12 protein-coding genes are annotated in these 18,502 nt (G+C 64.5%); 11 read left to right on the forward strand and 1 reads right to left on the reverse strand.

Going from position 1 to position 18,502, the window contains the following annotated elements:
- Positions 1-18 precede the first annotated feature (18 nt).
- From QYM46_RS05865 to QYM46_RS05900, 8 genes are all read left to right on the forward strand, one after another.
- A complete protein-coding gene (locus tag QYM46_RS05865) occupies positions 19-1,170 on the forward strand; it encodes a GAF domain-containing protein (protein ID WP_432791195.1) in 1,152 nt (383 codons plus the stop codon).
- Positions 1,171-1,316: 146 nt separating this feature from the next.
- On the forward strand, positions 1,317-2,840 hold the full coding sequence (gene exaC, locus QYM46_RS05870) for an acetaldehyde dehydrogenase ExaC (protein WP_432791196.1): 1,524 nt from the start codon (positions 1,317-1,319) through the stop codon (positions 2,838-2,840).
- A 127-nt stretch (positions 2,841-2,967) separates the two neighbouring features.
- Positions 2,968-3,987 carry an alcohol dehydrogenase AdhP gene (gene adhP, locus QYM46_RS05875; protein ID WP_169251710.1) on the forward strand — a complete coding sequence of 340 codons (1,020 nt, stop codon included), beginning with the start codon at positions 2,968-2,970 and terminating at the stop codon, positions 3,985-3,987.
- Positions 3,988-4,347: 360 nt separating this feature from the next.
- Complete coding sequence (gene rplJ / locus QYM46_RS05880) at positions 4,348-4,881, forward strand: 50S ribosomal protein L10 (protein WP_062244493.1); 534 nt, start codon at positions 4,348-4,350, stop codon at positions 4,879-4,881.
- Positions 4,882-4,940: 59 nt separating this feature from the next.
- Complete coding sequence (rplL, locus tag QYM46_RS05885; RefSeq protein ID WP_025777952.1) at positions 4,941-5,327, forward strand: 50S ribosomal protein L7/L12; 387 nt, start codon at positions 4,941-4,943, stop codon at positions 5,325-5,327.
- Positions 5,328-5,513: 186 nt separating this feature from the next.
- Positions 5,514-6,746, forward strand: coding sequence for a hypothetical protein (locus tag QYM46_RS05890; protein WP_432791197.1), 1,233 nt, complete (start codon positions 5,514-5,516; stop codon positions 6,744-6,746).
- On the forward strand, positions 6,746-7,555 hold the full coding sequence (locus tag QYM46_RS05895) for a hypothetical protein (RefSeq protein WP_432791198.1): 810 nt from the start codon (positions 6,746-6,748) through the stop codon (positions 7,553-7,555). The genes QYM46_RS05890 and QYM46_RS05895 overlap by 1 nt, the downstream gene beginning before the upstream one ends.
- Positions 7,552-8,769 carry a hypothetical protein gene (locus QYM46_RS05900; RefSeq protein WP_432791199.1) on the forward strand — a complete coding sequence of 406 codons (1,218 nt, stop codon included), beginning with the start codon at positions 7,552-7,554 and terminating at the stop codon, positions 8,767-8,769. The genes QYM46_RS05895 and QYM46_RS05900 overlap by 4 nt, the downstream gene beginning before the upstream one ends.
- 28 nt (positions 8,770-8,797) lie before the next feature.
- Here QYM46_RS05900 and QYM46_RS05905 read toward each other — a convergent pair whose 3' ends face one another.
- Positions 8,798-9,598: an MBL fold metallo-hydrolase gene (locus QYM46_RS05905; protein WP_169251714.1), complete on the reverse strand. Its 801-nt coding sequence runs from the start codon at positions 9,596-9,598 to the stop codon at positions 8,798-8,800.
- Between the two features lie 97 nt (positions 9,599-9,695).
- On the opposite strand from QYM46_RS05905, the gene QYM46_RS05910 reads away from it, so the two are divergent.
- The 3 genes from QYM46_RS05910 to QYM46_RS05920 all read left to right on the forward strand — a co-directional run bounded on the left by QYM46_RS05910 (position 9,696) and on the right by QYM46_RS05920 (position 18,388).
- On the forward strand, positions 9,696-10,754 hold the full coding sequence (locus QYM46_RS05910) for a GNAT family N-acetyltransferase (RefSeq protein WP_169251715.1): 1,059 nt from the start codon (positions 9,696-9,698) through the stop codon (positions 10,752-10,754).
- 213 nt (positions 10,755-10,967) lie between these two features.
- Positions 10,968-14,447: a DNA-directed RNA polymerase subunit beta gene (gene rpoB / locus QYM46_RS05915; protein ID WP_169251716.1), complete on the forward strand. Its 3,480-nt coding sequence runs from the start codon at positions 10,968-10,970 to the stop codon at positions 14,445-14,447.
- Between the two features lie 68 nt (positions 14,448-14,515).
- Entirely contained in the window at positions 14,516-18,388 is a 3,873-nt protein-coding gene (locus QYM46_RS05920; RefSeq protein WP_432791200.1) for a DNA-directed RNA polymerase subunit beta', read from the forward strand.
- Positions 18,389-18,502 lie beyond the last annotated feature (114 nt).

The following is an 18,502-nucleotide window of genomic DNA, read 5'->3' on the forward strand; positions in this document are numbered from 1 at the left end:
CCCGCGGTGCGGACTTCGGTGCTGGAATCATGGGATCGGTCTCTGGCCCGGCTGCGTGACCCCGACAGGGTCCGGGCCCACGTCGCACTCGAAACCGATCGTCTCGCCGAGGTGCGGCGACGCCATCCTTTCCATGCGATCATGCCGCTGCTGCGGTCCCACCTCATCGAACCTGCCAAGGATGCCGGGCTTCTCGCCGCCCTCGGCGACGAACAGGGTCGTCTGCTGTGGGTCGAGGGGGAGCGACGTGTGCGCGACCGTGCCGAAGCCATGGGTTTCGTCTCCGGGTCGGACTGGTCAGAAGAGGTGATGGGCACCTCCGCCCCGGCGCTGGCTCTGCGCTCGGGCCGACCCGTGCAAGTCAGCCGGGCGGAGCATTTCGCTCCCGACGTCCATTCCTGGAGCTGCAGCGCGGTCCCCGTCACCCACCCGCTGACCGGGCACGTCATCGGAATCATCGACGTCACCGGGGGAGATGACGCCGTCTCGTCCATCGTGCTGCCGCTGCTGTCCTCGACGGCGAGGGCCGCGGGCGCCGAACTGTCCCAGCTCTTCGCTCCGCAGCAGATCCGCACCGGCACCGAGGCGGCCGGAACCAGGCTGACCGTGCTCGGTCCCAGCCCTGCCGTGGAAGGCTCTGACGGAGCCCGAATTCCGCTTACCCGGCGGCACGCCGAGATCCTGCTGCTGCTGCATCGCTTCCCCGACGGCATCAGCAGCGCCGGACTGGCGGAGCGGTTGTGGTCGGTCGGCGGCAGCGAAGTCACGGTCCGGGCGGAGATCAACCGTCTGCGCCGAACGATCGGCAACCTCGGTGATCTGCGCATCGACGCCCGCCCCTACCGGCTGCGCGGGGACGTCGATTCGGATCTTGAGCGAACCGTTCAGGCACTGGCCAGAGGAGATGCGGATTCGGCCCTCGAGCAGTTCACGGGAACCGTTCTGCCGGGCTCCGAAGCACCAGGGGTGCGCGAGATCGCGGCGGAGGTCGATGCGCTCATGCGCGAGACTCTGCTGCAGGACGGGACCTGGCAGCAGCTGTGGCGGTTTGCGAACCTGCCGGACTTCCGCGATGACGTCGACGTCCTCATGACCGTGCTGCGACTGGCCCCGCCCGAGGCCGCCGAACGCAACGCCGCGGTCGTGCGTCTGGAGGCGCTGGGTCTCTGACCGCCGCGAACCGACTGCGGTTGGGTGCGCGGTAACGGGGCGGCCGCCTCGGCGACGGGATGCAACCCATATGCAACGTTGCCCTCGGTAGCGTCGTGGTCACACGGAGACAATCCGGTGGAATCAGACGCATCAAAGGAGTTGCAATGACTGTCTACGCACAGCCTGGTCAAGACGGGTCGCTCGTGACCTTCAAGTCCCGCTACGAGAACTTCATCGGCGGTCAGTGGGTGCCGCCGGTCAAGGGCAGCTATTTCGAGAATCCCAGCCCCGTCACCGGGAAGACCTTCACTGAGATCCCGGCCAGCACGGCTGAGGACATCGAACTCGCGCTCGACGCCGCGCACAAGGCGGCTCCGGCCTGGGGCAAGACGGCGGTGGCCGAGAGGGCCAACATCCTCAATCGGATCGCCGATCGCATCGAGGACAACCTCGAGATGCTCGCCGTCGCCGAGACCTGGGACAACGGCAAGGCGATCCGCGAGCCCCTCAACGCCGATCTGCCGCTGGCGGTCGACCACTTCCGCTACTTCGCGGGAGCGATCAGAGCACAGGAGGGCGGACTCTCGCAGATCGACGATGACACCGTGGCCTATCACTTCCATGAGCCGCTCGGTGTGGTCGGACAGATCATTCCCTGGAACTTCCCGATTCTCATGGGTGTGTGGAAGATCGCGCCGGCGCTGGCTGCCGGAAATGCGATCGTGCTCAAGCCCGCCGAACAGACTCCGGCGTCGATCCTCGTCCTCGTCGAACTCATCGCCGATCTGCTGCCCGACGGTGTGCTCAACGTCGTCAACGGCTTCGGTCTGGAGGCCGGCAAGCCGCTGGCGTCGAACAAGCGGATCTCGAAGATCGCGTTCACCGGAGAGACGACGACCGGTCGTCTGATCATGCAGTACGCCTCGCAGAACATCATCCCGGTGACCTTGGAGCTCGGCGGCAAGTCGCCGAACATCTTCTTCGAGGATGTGCTGGCCAAGGATGACTCCTACGCGGACAAGGCCCAGGAGGGCTTCACGATGTTCGCGCTCAACCAGGGTGAGGTCTGCACCTGCCCGTCGCGTGCGCTCATCCAGGAATCGATCGCCGACACCTTCCTCGAGAAGGTCGTGGCCAGGACGAGGAAGATCGTCCAGGGCAGCCCGCTCGACACGGACACGATGATGGGCGCCCAGGCCTCGAACGACCAGTTCGAGAAGATCATGTCCTACCTCGACATCGGCCGTCAGGAAGGTGCCGAGGTGCTCACCGGCGGCGGCAGGGCCGACCTCGACGGGGATCTGGCCGGCGGTTTCTACGTGCAGCCGACGATCTTCAAGGGCACGAACACGATGCGGATCTTCCAGGAGGAGATCTTCGGACCCGTCGTCTCTGTCGCGACGTTCTCCGACTACTCGGACGCAATGGCCACGGCCAACGACACGCTCTACGGCCTCGGCGCCGGAGTCTGGTCGCGCGACGGCAACACCGCCTACCGGGCCGGTCGCGAGATCCAGGCCGGACGCGTGTGGGTGAACAACTACCACGCCTACCCGGCACATGCGGCCTTCGGCGGGTACAAGGCTTCGGGCATCGGACGCGAGAACCACAAGATGATGCTCGACCACTACCAGCAGACGAAGAACCTGCTCGTCAGCTACTCGGAGAACGCCCAGGGCTTCTTCTGACCCCAATTGCTACCCGACGGCGGCGCAGCAACCTCGCGCCACGGTGCTGGGGCGTCGTCGGGTAGTTCCACCACAGACTCAAGCCCCGTTTGCCAAATGAATCCTCATCATCACAAAGGAGCGAATGATGTCCGAAATGAAAGCAGCAGTCGTAGAAGGCTTCGGCCAGGAACTGGTCGTCGGTGACAACCCGATTCCCGAGCCCGGTCCCGGCCAGGCATTGGTCAAGCTCATCGCCTCAGGCGTCTGCCACACCGACCTCCATGCCGCACATGGCGATTGGCCGGTCAAGCCGAAGGTTCCACTCATTCCCGGTCACGAAGGTGTCGGCATCGTCGAAAAAGTCGGCGAAGGCGTCACCGATGTCGAGGTCGGCCAGATGATCGGCAACGCCTGGCTGTGGTCAGCCTGCGGAACCTGCGAACACTGCCGTCAGGGATGGGAGACGCTCTGCGAATCTCAGGTCAACGGCGGCTACGGCATCGACGGATCCTTCGGCGAGTACATGCTCGTCGACACGAAGTTCGCCGCGACCATTCCCGATGGTGCCGATCCGTATGAGATCGCCCCTGTCCTGTGTGCCGGAGTCACCGTGTACAAGGGACTCAAGCGCACCGAGGTCAAACCCGGACAATGGGTCGTCATCTCCGGCATCGGCGGACTCGGACACATCGCCGTCCAGTACGCCGTGGCCATGGGTATGCGCGTCGTCGCAGTCGACGTCGCCGACGACAAACTGGCGCTGGCGAAGAAGCACGGAGCCGAAATCACCGTCAATGCCTTCGCCGAGGATCCTGCTGAGATCATCCAAGAGAAGGTCGGGGGGTCCCACGGAGTCCTCGTCACCGCGGTCCATCCCGCTGCGTTCGGTCAGGCGATCGGAATGACTCGCCGAGGCGGCACCATCGTCTTCAACGGTCTGCCGCCCGGAGACTTCCCTGCACCGATCTTCGACATCGTGCTCAAGGGTCTGACGATTCGCGGATCGATCGTCGGCACGCGCCAGGACATGGTCGAAGCTCTCGAGTTCTACGCCGCCGGAAAGATCCATCCGACGTTCACGAAGCGGCCGTTGGGTGACATCAATGCGATCTTCGACGAGATGATCCACGGCAAGATCGACGGCCGTGTCGTGATCGAATACTGACACACCCACACACCCGCGCCTTAAGAACTACCTGACGGCGGCGCAGCAACCTCGCGCCAGGTTGCTGCGCCGCCGTCAGGTAGTGTGGGAGGAGTCTCGGCGGGCGGATTGGACTTGCCGGGAATGACTTCGCTAGACTTGAGACACCCAAGACCGTCGGTCTCTGTGGAATCACCGTGATTCGCCATCGAATCTCGGTGCCCGCAGACGAAGACTCCGTGAGGAGTGACCCACGCAGGTGAGCTCGAGATTCTTCCGTCGGATTCCTCATGGAATCGTCGGCCAAGCGTTTCACGCCATCCTGCGTGGAGCGCTTTTTCTGTTGTCGGGACAGGCCGGACGACTTATGAAAGGAACACCATGGCGAGGCCAGACAAGGCAGCCGCAGTCGAGGAGATCAAACAGCAGTTTGAGAACTCCGACGCTGTGTTGCTGACCGAGTACCGCGGTCTCACCGTCGCGCAGATGAAAGAACTGCGCGTCTCTCTCGGTGAGAACGTCAGCTACGCCGTGGTAAAGAACACGCTGACCAAGATTGCAGCCAAGGAAGCCGGAGTCACCGGTCTCGATGAGCACCTCAATGGGCCCACCGCGATCGCGTTCGTCAACGGCGAACCACCTGAGGCTGCCAAGGCTCTGCGTAACTTTGCCAAGGCGAACGACAAGCTCGTGGTGAAGGGCGGCTACTTCGATGGAGCCGCGCTCAGCCCCGAACAGGTCAACCAGCTCGCCGACCTCGAATCCCGCGAAGTGCTGCTTGCAAAGGCAGCCGGTGCCATGAAGGCAAGCCTCCACCAGGCGGCTTACCTCTTCACCGCTCCGCTGGTCAAGGCCGTGCGCACTGTCGATGCCCTCCGCGAGAAGCAGGACGACGCTCCTGCTTCCGACGCCTGAGCATCACCCCAAACCGAACCGGTCACTGATCGTGACCAAAACAGGAAGGACTAGCCACCATGGCTAAGCTCACCACCGACGAGCTCCTCGAGGCTTTCAAGGAGCTCACCCTCATCGAACTGTCCGAGTTCGTCAAGAAGTTCGAAGAAGAGTTCGACGTCGAGGCTGCCGCTCCGGCCGCCGTTGCCGCTGCCCCTGCAGCCGGTGGCGCAGACGCCGCTCCCGCTGAAGAGCAGACCGAATTCGACGTCATCCTCGAATCGGCCGGCGAGAAGAAGGTTCCCGTCATCAAGGAAGTCCGTGGACTCACCTCCCTCGGACTCAAGGAAGCCAAGGACCTCGTCGACGGAGCTCCCAAGGCCGTCCTCGAAGGCGCTTCGAAGGAAGACGCCGAGAAGGCCAAGGAAACCCTCGAGGCTGCCGGCGCCACCGTCACCCTCAAGTGATTTCCCGAGCAGCGGTCTGACTGCTGCCTGAGGCTTCGAACCCCCACGGTCCACCGTGGGGGTTCTTTGCATCCCGGCCGAGGCGGCCCACCCCCGCCGCGAATGCCCATCCCGTCCCGCCGCCATGTGACCGATTCGGAACACCGTCGGACGGAGGCTTGGCAGAACCTGAACTATCCTTGTATGGTGACCGAGACGACGAGCTACGCCCGCGCGCAGCAGCAGTTGCGCGATCGCATCCGCGACACCTGGGCGCAGCAACCCCTCTATATCGATGAGATCGTCAGACCCGGACTGACCGAGAACCAGCTCACCGCCATCCGGCGGGCCTCACAGCAGACCGAGGACACCGGTCTGACTCATTACCTCGCGATCACTCCCGGCCTCCAGACCATGGGCTACGGCGATTGGGCGAAGTTCACCTCCGACTTCGCCTTCGCCATGCACGAAGAGTCGGGGAAGAAGCAGACCCTTGTCCTCTTCACCGAAGGCGAGACCTCAGCCCGCTCATTCGCCTATCTCGTCACCGACAACGGACCCGTCGTCCCCTCGGGCGCACCCGAACTGATGAGGTCCCGCAGCGATGACTTCATCCCCGTCGAACTCGCCGTCCCCTACTATCTGCAGGTCCTCGTCGCCGCCGCCGACGGGACCGAACCACCCTCTGCCCCGGATTTCGACACCCGCGACGTCGGTACCCGCAGCGAGGATTACATCGAACGCTTCGGCCTCGACCACTCCGACCCCGACGCGCTCGTCTTCGGTGCGACGGCCGCCGCGGCGCTCGGCGCGACCCTATGGCTGCTGCACCGCCGCAATCGCTATTCCTGGCGGACGAAGCTGACGACGACACCGGAACTGGTCAAGTCCCGCAACCTCCAGAAAGCCGTCACCGAGGCGGCCGCCCCGATCCCCGAACCCGAGCATCCCGATGACGACACGTGGGCTCTGTATGACCGAGGGCGACGAATCCAGGACGCTCTGGCCGTCCTGACCACAGCCCATCCGGACTGGGCCGAATCCGTCGACTTCGCCCACCGCCACGCAGTGTGCGCCCTCGTCACCCTCGACCGTTGGGTGCGTCGAGGGCTGCGCAGGCGCTCCAACAGATTGGACGACGAACCGCGCTTCTGCTTCCTCTTCCCGCACCACCGCAGAGACATCGATGATCATGTGCTCAGACAGTCCGGGCGCAGCCTCACCGCGGCGCTGTGCGTCGACTGTCGCGAGGACCTGGCGGCCGGCCACGATCCGGAACGACTGATGGTGCCCAAGCGCCCCGGTTCCGCCCGCGCTGTCCCGTACTTCCAACGCGACGACGCCTACGCGCTCTCCGGCTTCGGCAGCTTCCAGCCCCTCGACGAGGCGGTGCTGGAGACCATGAGCCCACGGCACTCCGCCCTCGGAAGGAGCCGATGATGGCCACCGGAACTGCCCGTTCGATCAACCCACTCGATTGGGTCATCGCCGTCATCGCTGTCGCCGCCGTGTCGATCGGCGCCGCCCTGCTCAGCGGCCACTTCTTCGACCAGACGAAGGCCGAGCGCATCGAGACGATCGACAGCGGACGGATCGATGTCGACTCGATCTTCACCGACCGCATCGAGGGCGCCATCGACCCCGACTACGATCCGTCTCGGTACCAGGCGATCGCGAAATCGTTGGCCCAGGATCCCGTCTATTTCGACGGCTACCCGGAATTCGAGATCGAAGACGATGAGATCGCGGAGATCAGGGCCGCCGTCGCCGATGCCGACACCCCCATCTACGTCGCTTTCCTCAACACCTCAGACCTCGACGACGCGGACGGCGACCTCGATCTGCTCGCGGCCCGAATCGTCACCGAGATGGACGACGCCGAGGCGGCTGTGCTCACCGTCGACGCCTCAGGCATCATGGGCGTGGGCGAGAAAGGGGTGTACCGACCCCAAATGGCCCATCTCAGTGGTGAGTTCGACGACACTGAGTCCCGCAGCGCGCTGAAAGGCGTCGAACAGCTCAGCTCCGCAGAGACCGAGGACCTCGCCTCGAGCTATTCGTACAAGCACGATGACAACGGCAACCCGCTGCTGGTCAAGCGGGATACCGCGACCGACCCACACGACCTCGAGTACAGCACCGGCGGCGCCGTGGCCGGAGCCGTCGTCGGCATCCTCGTCGGCGGGGGAGTCGGAGCCGGAATCCACTTCATCCGCCGCGCACTGAAGAAACGGACAGCCGACCAGTGACCCAACAGGCTCAGACGATCGCCGAGGCGCTCAGCACCGACCCCGTCTACGTGACGAAGTCCGCGCAGGGAGAGGTGAATGAGACCCTGCTGCAGAAGGCGGAGACGAAGATCGACGGCCTCGACTTCGATGTCTACGTCATCGTCTCCGGAGACGACGGAGCCGACCGGGACCTGCTCGAGCAGGTCAAGGTCTACAACGGCGGTGAAGGTGCATTCATCATGATCGACACGAACACCGACCTCGTCGTCGACTACACCTTCGAGGACCAGCACGACCTGCAGATGCAGGTGATGGAGCAGATGTCCGTCGGACGTGACCAATGGAGCCACAGCACGCCGTCGCAGACGAAGCTGAACATGCTCCTCGACCTCTACGCCGACCCGCAGGCAGCACCCGAACGGGAGACTGGCCAGGAGGCACCGGGCAGCGAAGTGCAGACTGTCGACGGGGCGAGCTCCACGGCAACGCTGTTCCTCGGGGGAGCGGTTCTGGTTCTGGCCCTTGTCATCGCCGTCATCTGGTTCGCCCGCTCACGGCGGGAGAGGGCGAAAGCCGCGCGCACCCGCCGCCGCTTCGAACTGCCCGCCCGACTGCTCGACCGAGTCGATGATCTGCAGCGGAAGACGCTGCGGGAAGGACTGAACGAGGACACGACGGAACTGGCCGAAGAGATCACGCAGCTGCAGACCCAGAACCTCGGTGCGACGGACACCGAGGGAGTGGAACGGGCACTCGACGCCTACCAGATGGCCAGGACGATCGTCGACGACACCGAAGCTGAACGCATCGACCTCGCGGGGGCCATGGTGCTGCTGCGTCAGGCCGGTCGTGAGATCGCCGAGGTGAAGCTGCACAGATCGGCCAAGCACGGAGCACGGGCGCGGAAGCCCGATGTCGCACGGGCCTCCGGCTCGACGAGGTCGGCACGGACCCGGGGACTGCCGCAGAGTCTGTGCACGGTCAACCCTCTGCACGGGGAAGCACGGTCGAATCGGCAGGTGAGCACCGAGCGCAAGGGTCACCTGGCGGGAAAGAGCGTCCGCGTCCCCGTCTGCGGCAGCTGCCTGTCCGATCTGCAGTCCGGCCGCGAACTGCAGTGGATCTTCGACGGCGACCGTCCCTATGTCGAGGGTGACAGCGTCTGGGCGCAGACGCTGTTCGGGGCCATCGGCCGCGATCTCGTCACCGCCCTGCACCGTCGGGGTTCCTGATCCCGGGCCGCATACTCGACCCGTCCGGTCAGACCAGGCGATGCTCCCGGGGAATCGTCCGATCATGGTCGCCCGGCATGGAACGGGCGGGCAGAGCCACCTCGGCGTCTCCCTGATCGACCATCAGCCCCTCGACATCGGCGAGCTGACGGGCGAGGAAATCACGATCGACCGGGACCCCGTGACCGGGAACGAACGTTGTCGCCTCGGGAAACGACAGCAGGGTGTGCAGGCTCTCGGCCCACTCGCTCAAGGCGGCATCGGCACCGGCCTGAGGGGCGGCCGCCTCTTCGACGAGGTCGCCGGCGAAGACGATTCCGAGTTCGGGCAGCCGGATCACCAGATCGGCCGTCGAATGACCGCCGAGGACATGGAATTCGACCGGGCAGTCGCCGAGGTCGAGGTGTCGCACGTCCCCGGGGGACGGATCGACAGGGGAGACGTCGACGACGAGGTCGCCGGGATTGTCGGGGAGGCTTGACCGATAGTCCTCCGGGAAGTCGCCGCCCGCAACTCCGTCGAGGGCGATCCAGGCCGTGGCTTCCTGATCCGAAGCGAACGATGATGACGCGTATACGGCGGTGACCCCGGCGGATACGGCGGCGGCGGCGCCGAAGAAGTGATCCCAATGGTCGTGGGTGATCGCGAGTTCGATCGCGCGCGGACGGTCACCGCCGATCTCCTCGCCGAGGCGGCCCGCCCGCTCCAGCAGGTGCTCGGCAGCCGCGGGGCCGGGCCCGGCATCGACGAGCAGGGTGCGATCGGTGCCGATGATGACTCCGCAGTTGACTGCGGCAGGATCGAAGCTGAGAACTCTCACTCGTGTCATGTTCGCAGTCTAGAATGTCACCCACCGGCTGTCAGCGCGACGATGCGCGAAGGAGGCATCGCAGTGAGGCGGCCACCTGCGACGACAGAGGTCACAGATGGAGATCACCCGGATCAGGTCGGGACACGTCGATCCCGCGGCGATCGAGGCACTGATGCCCGAGCTGCTGGACTTCGACACCGTCATCAACCGTGCCTCCGGGCTGGGGGAGGACTTCGACCCGATTCCCGACGAGGTGCGGCACGCGTTGACCAGCACGAGCGAATATCGGACCACTCTCACCTGGATCGGGCGCATCGATGGGGTGATCGTGGCCAAAGGCGTGGCCGAACTTCGCCTGACCAGCAATACCGACACTGCGGAGGTCTGGTGCGGAGTGCATCCGGACCATCGCCGTCGTGGACTGGGTGCCGCGCTGCTGACGGTGATGGAGGCCGAGCTGCGAGCAGAGGGCCGGACAGCGCTGTCGAGCTTCTGCGAGATTCCGGAATCCGTCAGGGCTGCGAATCTGCGCGGTGCCCGTCTGGCCGCCGAAACCGGTGCCGGGACGCTGCCGGCCGCTCTGCCGGAGGTGTCTTTTCTCAGCAGCCGCGGGTACGGGCTCGCACAGATCGAACGGTGCTCGGTCGCGCCGACTGCAACCGCGGCCGAACTCGACCTCGGTGCCCACGTCGACGACTACGTCATCGAGACCTGGCGAGGGCCGGTCCCGGAGCATCGACTGGAGCACATCGCTCTGTGCAAACGCCGGCTGAGCACCGACGTGCCGGGAGCTGCGAAATTCGGGGGAGAGGAGAGCTGGGACGGTGAGCGCGTGAGGGCCCTCGATGCAGAGAAGACGGCCAAGGGAGAATCCATGGCCACGGCACTCGCCCTCCTCGACGGGGAACCGGCGGGGTACACACAGGTCGGGTCCTCAGCCGACAGACCGACCGTGGGCTGGCAAGGAGGAACCCTGGTGCTCAGCGAGCACCGTGGGCACCGCCTCGGTGCCCGGCTCAAGGTCGCCAATCACCGCAGCCTCGCGCAGCATTCGGCGGTCGAGCGCGTGTACACCTGGAACGCCGTGGAGAACTCGTGGATGCTGGCGATCAACGATCAGGCCGGATTCGGCACCTGGGCATGGGTGGGACTGTGGACGAAGAATCTGCCCTGAAACTGTCCGTCTTGCCAGGCTTGACCTGATGCTATAAGCTTGATATTTGCATCGTTCTGCCTGTGGTGTGCCTTCATATAGCGGTGGGCACAGCATTTCCACTCAAGTGAACCATGCCGACGCCGGGAGTCGAAATCTGACACACCCCGTGGACGTCGCCGGAGCGAGTGGGCAGACGAAGTATCAGATGGTGAAGCACTCGGAAGGAACCAATTGGCCGCCGCCAACGACAACACCAGGACCGCTAATCCCCCCAAGAGAATTTCCTTCGCGAAGATTCGCGAGCCCCTCGAGGTTCCCGATCTGCTCGGTCTGCAGACGGACAGCTTCGACTGGCTGATCGGATCGGAGGCGTGGCAGGACCGCGTCGCCGAGGCCATCGAGATCGGAGACGACTCCGTCGCCACCACCTCGGGTCTCGAAGACATCTTCGAAGAGATCTCGCCGATCGAAGACTTCGGCGGATCCATGTCGCTGTCGTTCCGTGAGCACCGGTTCGAAGCTCCCAAGTACTCGATCGATGAGTGCAAGGAACGCGATATGACCTACTCGGCGCCGCTGTACGTCACCGCCGAGTTCATGAACAACAACACGGGCGAGATCAAAAGCCAGACCGTGTTCATGGGTGACTTCCCCCTCATGACCGACAAGGGCACGTTCATCGTCAACGGCACCGAGCGCGTCGTCGTCTCCCAGCTCGTGCGTTCGCCCGGCGCCTACTTCGAATCCAGCGTCGACAAGACCACGGACAAGGACATCTTCTCCGCGAAGATCATCCCGTCCCGCGGTGCCTGGCTGGAATTCGAGGTCGACAAGCGCGACCAGGTCGGCGTGCGCCTCGACCGCAAGCGCAAGCAGTCCGTGACAGTGCTGCTCAAGGCTCTCGGCTGGTCCGAAGCGAAGATCCTCGAGGAGTTCGGCGAGTTCGAATCGATCCGCGAGACGATGGCCAAGGACACCGTCACCACGCAGGACGAAGCGCTGCTCGACATCTACAAGAAGCTGCGCCCGGCAGAGCCCGCGACCGCTGAGGCCGCCCGCAACCTGCTCAACAACCTGTACTTCAACCCGAAGCGCTACGACCTGGCCAAGGTCGGTCGCTACAAGGTCAACCGCAAGCTCGGCGTCGAAGCCCCGCTGTCGGACTCGGTGCTCTCCACCGACGACATCGTCGCTACCATCCGCTACCTCGTGTCGCTGCACGCAGGAGTGGACACGGCGAAGGGCACCCGCGACGGCGAAGAGGTCGAGATCAGCGTCAAGCTCGATGACATCGATCACTTCGGCAACCGCCGCATCCGCGCCGTCGGTGAGCTCATCGAGAACCAGATCCGCACCGGCCTGTCCCGGATGGAGCGCGTCGTGCGTGAGCGCATGACGACTCAGGACGTCGAGGCGATCACCCCGCAGACCCTGATCAACATCCGCCCCGTGGTGGCTGCGATCAAGGAGTTCTTCGGCACCTCGCAGCTCTCGCAGTTCATGGATCAGAACAACCCGCTCGCGGGTCTGACCCACAAACGCCGTCTCTCCGCACTGGGACCGGGCGGCCTCTCACGCGACCGTGCCGCCATGGAAGTCCGTGACGTGCACCCCTCGCACTACGGCCGCATGTGCCCGATCGAGACCCCCGAGGGTCCGAACATCGGTCTGATCGGTTCGCTGGCGTCCTACGCCCGCATCAACCCCTTCGGCTTCATCGAGACGCCTTACCGCAAGGTCGTCGACGGAGTCGTGACCGATGAGACGCAGTACCTGACCGCCGATGACGAACTCGAGTTCAACATCGCCCAGGCCAACGCACCGCTGACCGACGACCAGCGCTTCGCCGAGGTCGAGGTCCTGGCCCGTCCGAAGGGCGGCGGCGGTGAGGCCGAGCTGGTCCAGCACGACCAGATCGACTTCATGGACGTCTCCGCACGTCAGATGGTGTCTGTGGCGTCGGCTCTGATTCCGTTCCTCGAGCACGACGACGCCAACCGCGCCCTCATGGGAGCGAACATGCAGCGTCAGGCCGTGCCGCTGGTGATGGCCGAATCCCCGGTCGTGGGCACCGGCATGGAATACCGTGCCGCCGTCGACGCCGGCGATGTCATCACCGCCGAGAAGTCCGGTGTCATCACCGAGGTCTCGGCCGACTACGTCACTGTGCTCGCCGATGACGGAACCCAGCTGACCTACAAGGCTGCGAAGTTCAAGCGGTCGAACCACGGCACCTCGTACAACCAGCGCATCCTCGTCGACGAAGGCGACCGCGTCGAAGCCGGAACCGTCCTCGCCGACGGACCGTCCACCGAGAACGGTGAGATGGCTCTGGGCAAGAACCTCCTCGTGGCGTTCATGTCCTGGGAAGGCTACAACTACGAGGATGCGATCATCCTCTCGCAACGTCTCGTCCAGGACGATGTGCTCTCTTCGATCCACATCGAGGAGCACGAGGTCGATGCGCGCGACACCAAGCTCGGTGCCGAAGAGATCACTCGGGACATCCCGAACATCTCGCCCGACGCTCTGGCCGATCTCGACGATCGCGGAATCATCCGCATCGGCGCCGAGGTCACCGACGGTGACATCCTCGTCGGCAAGGTCACCCCGAAGGGTGAGACCGAGCTGACCCCGGAAGAGCGCCTGCTGCGCGCTATCTTCGGTGAGAAGTCGCGAGAGGTCCGCGACACCTCGCTGCGCGTTCCCCACGGCGAGATCGGCACCGTCATCGGTGTGCGCGTCTTCGACCGTGAGGACGACGACGAGCTCTCGCCCGGCGTCAACCAGATGGTCCGCGTCTACGTGGCCCAGCGCCGCAAGATCACCATCGGCGACAAGATGGCCGGCCGTCACGGAAACAAGGGCGTCATCTCGACGATCCTGCCGGTCGAGGACATGCCGTTCCTCGCCGACGGCACCCCCGTCGACGTCATCCTCAACCCGCACGGTGTTCCCCGTCGTATGAACATCGGACAGGTCTTCGAAATCCACCTCGGATGGATCTCGAAGCAGGGCTGGAAGATCGAGGGCAACCCCGAGTGGGCCGCCGAGCTGCCCGATGCCGCCCGCGAAGCCGAGGCCGGCACCAACCTGGCCACCCCGGTCTTCGACGGTGCGCACGAGCAGGAGCTGCGCGGACTGCTGGATTCGACGACCCCGAACCGCGATGGGGACCGCCTCATCGACTCCTCGGGCAAGGCCCAGCTGTTCGACGGCCGCTCCGGTGAGCCGTTCCCGTACCCGATCTCGGTCGGCTACATGTACATGCTCAAGCTCCACCACCTCGTCGACGACAAGATCCACGCGCGTTCGACCGGACCGTACTCGATGATCACCCAGCAGCCGCTCGGTGGTAAGGCGCAGTTCGGTGGTCAGCGCTTCGGTGAGATGGAAGTCTGGGCCCTCGAGGCCTACGGTGCCGCCTACACCCTGCAGGAGCTTCTGACGATCAAGTCCGATGACATCCCGGGCCGTGTGAAGGTCTACGAAGCCATCGTCAAGGGTGAGAACCTGCCCGACCCGGGAATCCCGGAGTCGTTCAAGGTCCTCATCAAGGAGATGCAGTCCCTGTGCCTCAACGTCGAAGTCCTGTCTTCCGACGGAGGCCATGTCGAGATGGGCGAGTCGGAGGACGAGGTCTACCGCGCAGCCGAAGAGCTGGGCATCGACCTCTCCCGCCGCGAAGCACAGACCGTAGAAGAAGTCTGAGGACTTCCACTTCAACCGACACAACTTTTTGATGAACGATTCGTTCATCGCCAGGAAAGAGGATTTACGTGCCTGACGTCAATTTCTTTGATGAACTGCGCATCGGTCTTGCCACCACGGAGAACATCCGCGGCTGGTCACACGGTGAGGTGAAAAAGCCTGAGACCATCAACTACCGCACCCTGAAGCCGGAGAAGGACGGACTCTTCTGCGAGAAGATCTTCGGCCCCACCCGTGACTGGGAGTGCGCCTGCGGAAAGTACAAGCGAGTCCGCTTCAAGGGCATCATCTGCGAACGCTGCGGCGTCGAAGTCACCCGTGCCAAGGTGCGTCGTGAGCGGATGGGCCACCTCGAGCTCGCCGCTCCCGTCACCCACATCTGGTACTTCAAGGGTGTGCCCTCGCGTCTGGGCTACCTGCTGGACCTGGCTCCGAAGGACCTCGAGAAGGTCATCTACTTCGCGGCCTACATGATCACCTCGGTCGACGAGGATTCCCGTCACCGCGATCTGCCCAGCCTGCAGAACAAGATCGACGTCGAGAAGCAGCAGATCGGCACCCGCCGTGACGCCGACATCGACCGTCGTGCCAAGAAGCTCGAAGAGGATCTCGCCGCGCTCGAGGCCGAAGGCGGAACCGCCCAGGCCAAGAAGAAGCTGCGCGACACCGCCGAGAAGGAAATGGACAAACTGCGCAAGAACGCCGACCGCGAGGTCGACCGTATCGAGCAGGTGTGGGATCGGTTCAAGAACCTCAAGGTCAACGACCTCGAAGGTGACGAGAGCCTGTACCGCGAAATGTTCCACCGCTTCGGCCTCTACTTCACCGGTGCCATGGGCGCCGAGGCGATCCAGAAGCGCCTCATCGACTTCGATCTCGAAGGCGAAGCCGAGAAGCTGCGCGAGCTCATCGCCACCGGCAAGGGACAGCGCAAGACCCGTGCACTCAAGCGGCTCAAGGTCGTCAACGCGTTCCTGACCACCGACAACAACCCCGAGGGCATGGTCCTCGACGTCGTCCCGGTGATCCCGCCGGAGCTGCGCCCGATGGTCCAGCTCGACGGTGGACGCTTCGCGACCTCGGACCTCAACGACCTCTACCGTCGCGTCATCAACCGCAACAACCGCCTCAAGCGTCTGCTCGACCTCGGTGCTCCCGAGATCATCGTCAACAACGAGAAGCGGATGCTGCAGGAGGCCGTGGACTCGCTGTTCGACAACGGACGTCGCGGACGCCCGGTGACCGGACCGGGCAACCGCCCGCTCAAGTCGCTGTCGGACATGCTCAAGGGCAAGCAGGGACGTTTCCGTCAGAACCTGCTCGGTAAGCGTGTGGACTACTCGGGCCGTTCGGTCATCGTCGTCGGTCCGCAGCTGCACCTGCACCAGTGCGGTCTGCCCAAGACCATGGCGCTGGAGCTGTTCAAGCCCTTCGTGATGAAGCGTCTGGTCGATCTCAACCACGCTCAGAACATCAAGTCGGCCAAGCGCATGGTCGAGCGTCAGCATCCGCAGGTGTGGGACGTCCTCGAAGAGGTCATCACCGAACACCCGGTGCTGCTCAACCGTGCACCGACCCTGCACCGCCTGGGCATCCAGGCGTTCGAGCCGCAGCTCATCGAGGGTAAGGCCATCCAGCTGCACCCGCTCGTCTGCTCGGCGTTCAACGCTGACTTCGACGGTGACCAGATGGCTGTGCACCTGCCGCTGAGCCCCGAGGCGCAGGCCGAGGCTCGCATCCTCATGCTCTCGGCCAACAACATCCTCAAGCCCTCGGACGGCAAGCCCGTGACCATGCCTTCGCAGGATATGATCATCGGTCTGTTCCACCTCACCTCCGAGCGCAAGGGACTGCCCGGCGAAGGACGCGCGTTCTCCGGAATGGGCGAAGCCATCATGGCCTTCGACCACGGAGAGCTCGACCTGGGCTCGCCGATCACCATCCGCCTGGAAGACGTCGTTCCCAGCGCGGACATGGAGCTTCCCGAGGGCTGGGAGGCCGGAGACCCGCTGGACGTGCAGACCACTCTCGGTCGTGCGACGTTCAACGAGTACCTGCCTGCCGACTACGCCTTCGTGAACTCGACGATCGACAAGAAGGCCCTGAGCCGGATCGTCAACCACCTGGCCGAGGAATACCCGAAGGTCGAGGTCGCACACACGCTGGACAACTTCAAGGCCGGCGGCTTCCACTGGGCTACCCGCTCGGGCATCACCATCGCAATGTCAGACGTCGTCTCACCCGAGGCGAAGACCGAGATCATCGACGATGCCGAAGTCATCGATACGAAGGTTCAGCAGCAGTACGAACTCGGTGCACTGACCGACGACGAGCGTCGCAACGAGCTCGTCAAGCTGTGGACGGAGACGACCGAGAAGGTCGACCAGATCATGCGCACGAACTTCCCCGCGGAGAACTCGGTGCTGCGCCTGGTCGAGTCCGGCGCATCCGGCAACTGGATGCAGGTTCGTCAGCTGGCCGGTATGCGTGGTCTGGTGACGAACCCGCAGGGTGAGATCATCCCGCGTCCGATCGTGTCGAACTACCGTGAGGGACTCGCCGTGCTCGAGTACTTCATCGCCTCGCACGGTGCGCGTAAGGGCCTGGCCGACACCGCTCTGCGTACCGCTGACTCCGGTTACCTCACCCGTCGTCTCGTCGACGTGTCCCAGGATGTCATCATCCGTGCCGCAGAGGCCGAGTCGAACAAGGGCATCACCCTGCCGATCGCCGAACGCGACCACGAGGGCAACCTGGTTCCGCACGAGTACGCCGAGACCAGCGTCTACGGGCGTCTCACCGTCTCCGATGTCACTGACGCCGAGGGCAATGTGCTCCTGCCGGCGAAGTCCGATGTCACCGGCGCTGTGGTGGATATGCTCGTGGCCAACGGCATCGAGGAGCTCAAGGTCCACTCCGTGCTGACTGCCGATTCCGATGCGCAGATCTCCGCCGAGCACTACGGTCGCTCGATGGCGACCGGTCAGCTCGTCGACATCGGCGAGGCCATCGGCACCGTCGCTGCCCAGTCGATCGGTGAGCCCGGTACCCAGCTGACGATGCGTACGTTCCACACCGGTGGTGCCGCCGCTTCGACCGGTGATATCACGCAGGGCCTGCCGCGTGTGACCGAGCTCTTCGAAGCTCGCACACCGAAGGGCTTCGCTCCCATCGCCGAGGCGACCGGACGGGCGAAGATCGACGACAGCCGCAAGACCCGCTTCGTCATCATCACCCCCGATGACGGCAGCGAGGAGATCGAGCACGCAGTGTCCAAGCGTGCCCGTCTCATGGTCGAGGACGGCCAGCACGTCAAGGCCGGAGAGCAGCTCATCGTCGGTGCCGTCGATCCGAAGCAGGTGCTGCGCATCCGCGGTCGCCGTGAGGCCGAGCGCTTCCTCGTCGAGGAGGTTCAGAAGGTCTACCGTTCGCAGGGTGTGGGCATCCACGACAAGCACATCGAGGTCATCGTGCGGCAGATGCTGCGTCGCGTGACCGTGATCGAGTCGGGCGACACGAACCTGCTGCCCGGTGAGCTCGTCGACCGCGGCCGCTACCAGGCGGAGAACCGTCGTGTGGTCGCCGAAGGCGGCCAGCCTGCCTCGGCTCGTGACGAACTGATGGGCATCACGAAGGCTTCGCTGGCCACCGAGTCGTGGCTGTCGGCCGCATCCTTCCAGGAGACCACCCGCGTCCTCACCGAGGCGGCCATGGAAGGCAAGTCCGATACGCTCATGGGGCTGAAGGAGAACGTCATCCTCGGTAAGCTCATCCCTGCCGGCACCGGCCTGCAGACCCACCGCAACCTCGTGGTGGAGCCGACCGAAGAGGCCAAGGCCGAGATGTTCACCAACAGCTACGGCGACTTCTACGCGGGCATCGGCGCCGATTCCGGCTCCGCCATCCCGCTGGAGGACTACGACTACGGTGCGTTCAGCTGAGACTGAGCGGCTGAGTCGCAGCGTCTGAGAGAGGCACGCGAAGAGGGGGCGTCCACCACACGGTGGACGCCCCTCCTGCTATTCACGCTGCGACATCGAGAAACGGGTGGAGTG

This window comes from Brevibacterium sp. K11IcPPYGO002 (assembly GCF_050920635.1).
Classification (GTDB): Bacteria; Actinomycetota; Actinomycetes; order Actinomycetales; family Brevibacteriaceae; genus Brevibacterium.

Bases quoted from the DNA above. Each gene is read 5' to 3' on its own strand.
- exaC (WP_432791196.1), top strand. From the start codon at position 1,317: ATGACTGTCTACGCACAGCCTGGTCAAGACGGGTCGCTCGTGACCTTC.
- adhP (WP_169251710.1), top strand. From the start codon at position 2,968: ATGTCCGAAATGAAAGCAGCAGTCGTAGAAGGCTTCGGCCAGGAACTG.
- rplJ (WP_062244493.1), top strand. From the start codon at position 4,348: ATGGCGAGGCCAGACAAGGCAGCCGCAGTCGAGGAGATCAAACAGCAG.
- rplL (WP_025777952.1), top strand. From the start codon at position 4,941: ATGGCTAAGCTCACCACCGACGAGCTCCTCGAGGCTTTCAAGGAGCTC.
- QYM46_RS05895 (WP_432791198.1), top strand. From the start codon at position 6,746: ATGGCCACCGGAACTGCCCGTTCGATCAACCCACTCGATTGGGTCATC.
- QYM46_RS05905 (WP_169251714.1), bottom strand. From the start codon at position 9,598: ATGACACGAGTGAGAGTTCTCAGCTTCGATCCTGCCGCAGTCAACTGC.
- QYM46_RS05910 (WP_169251715.1), top strand. From the start codon at position 9,696: ATGGAGATCACCCGGATCAGGTCGGGACACGTCGATCCCGCGGCGATC.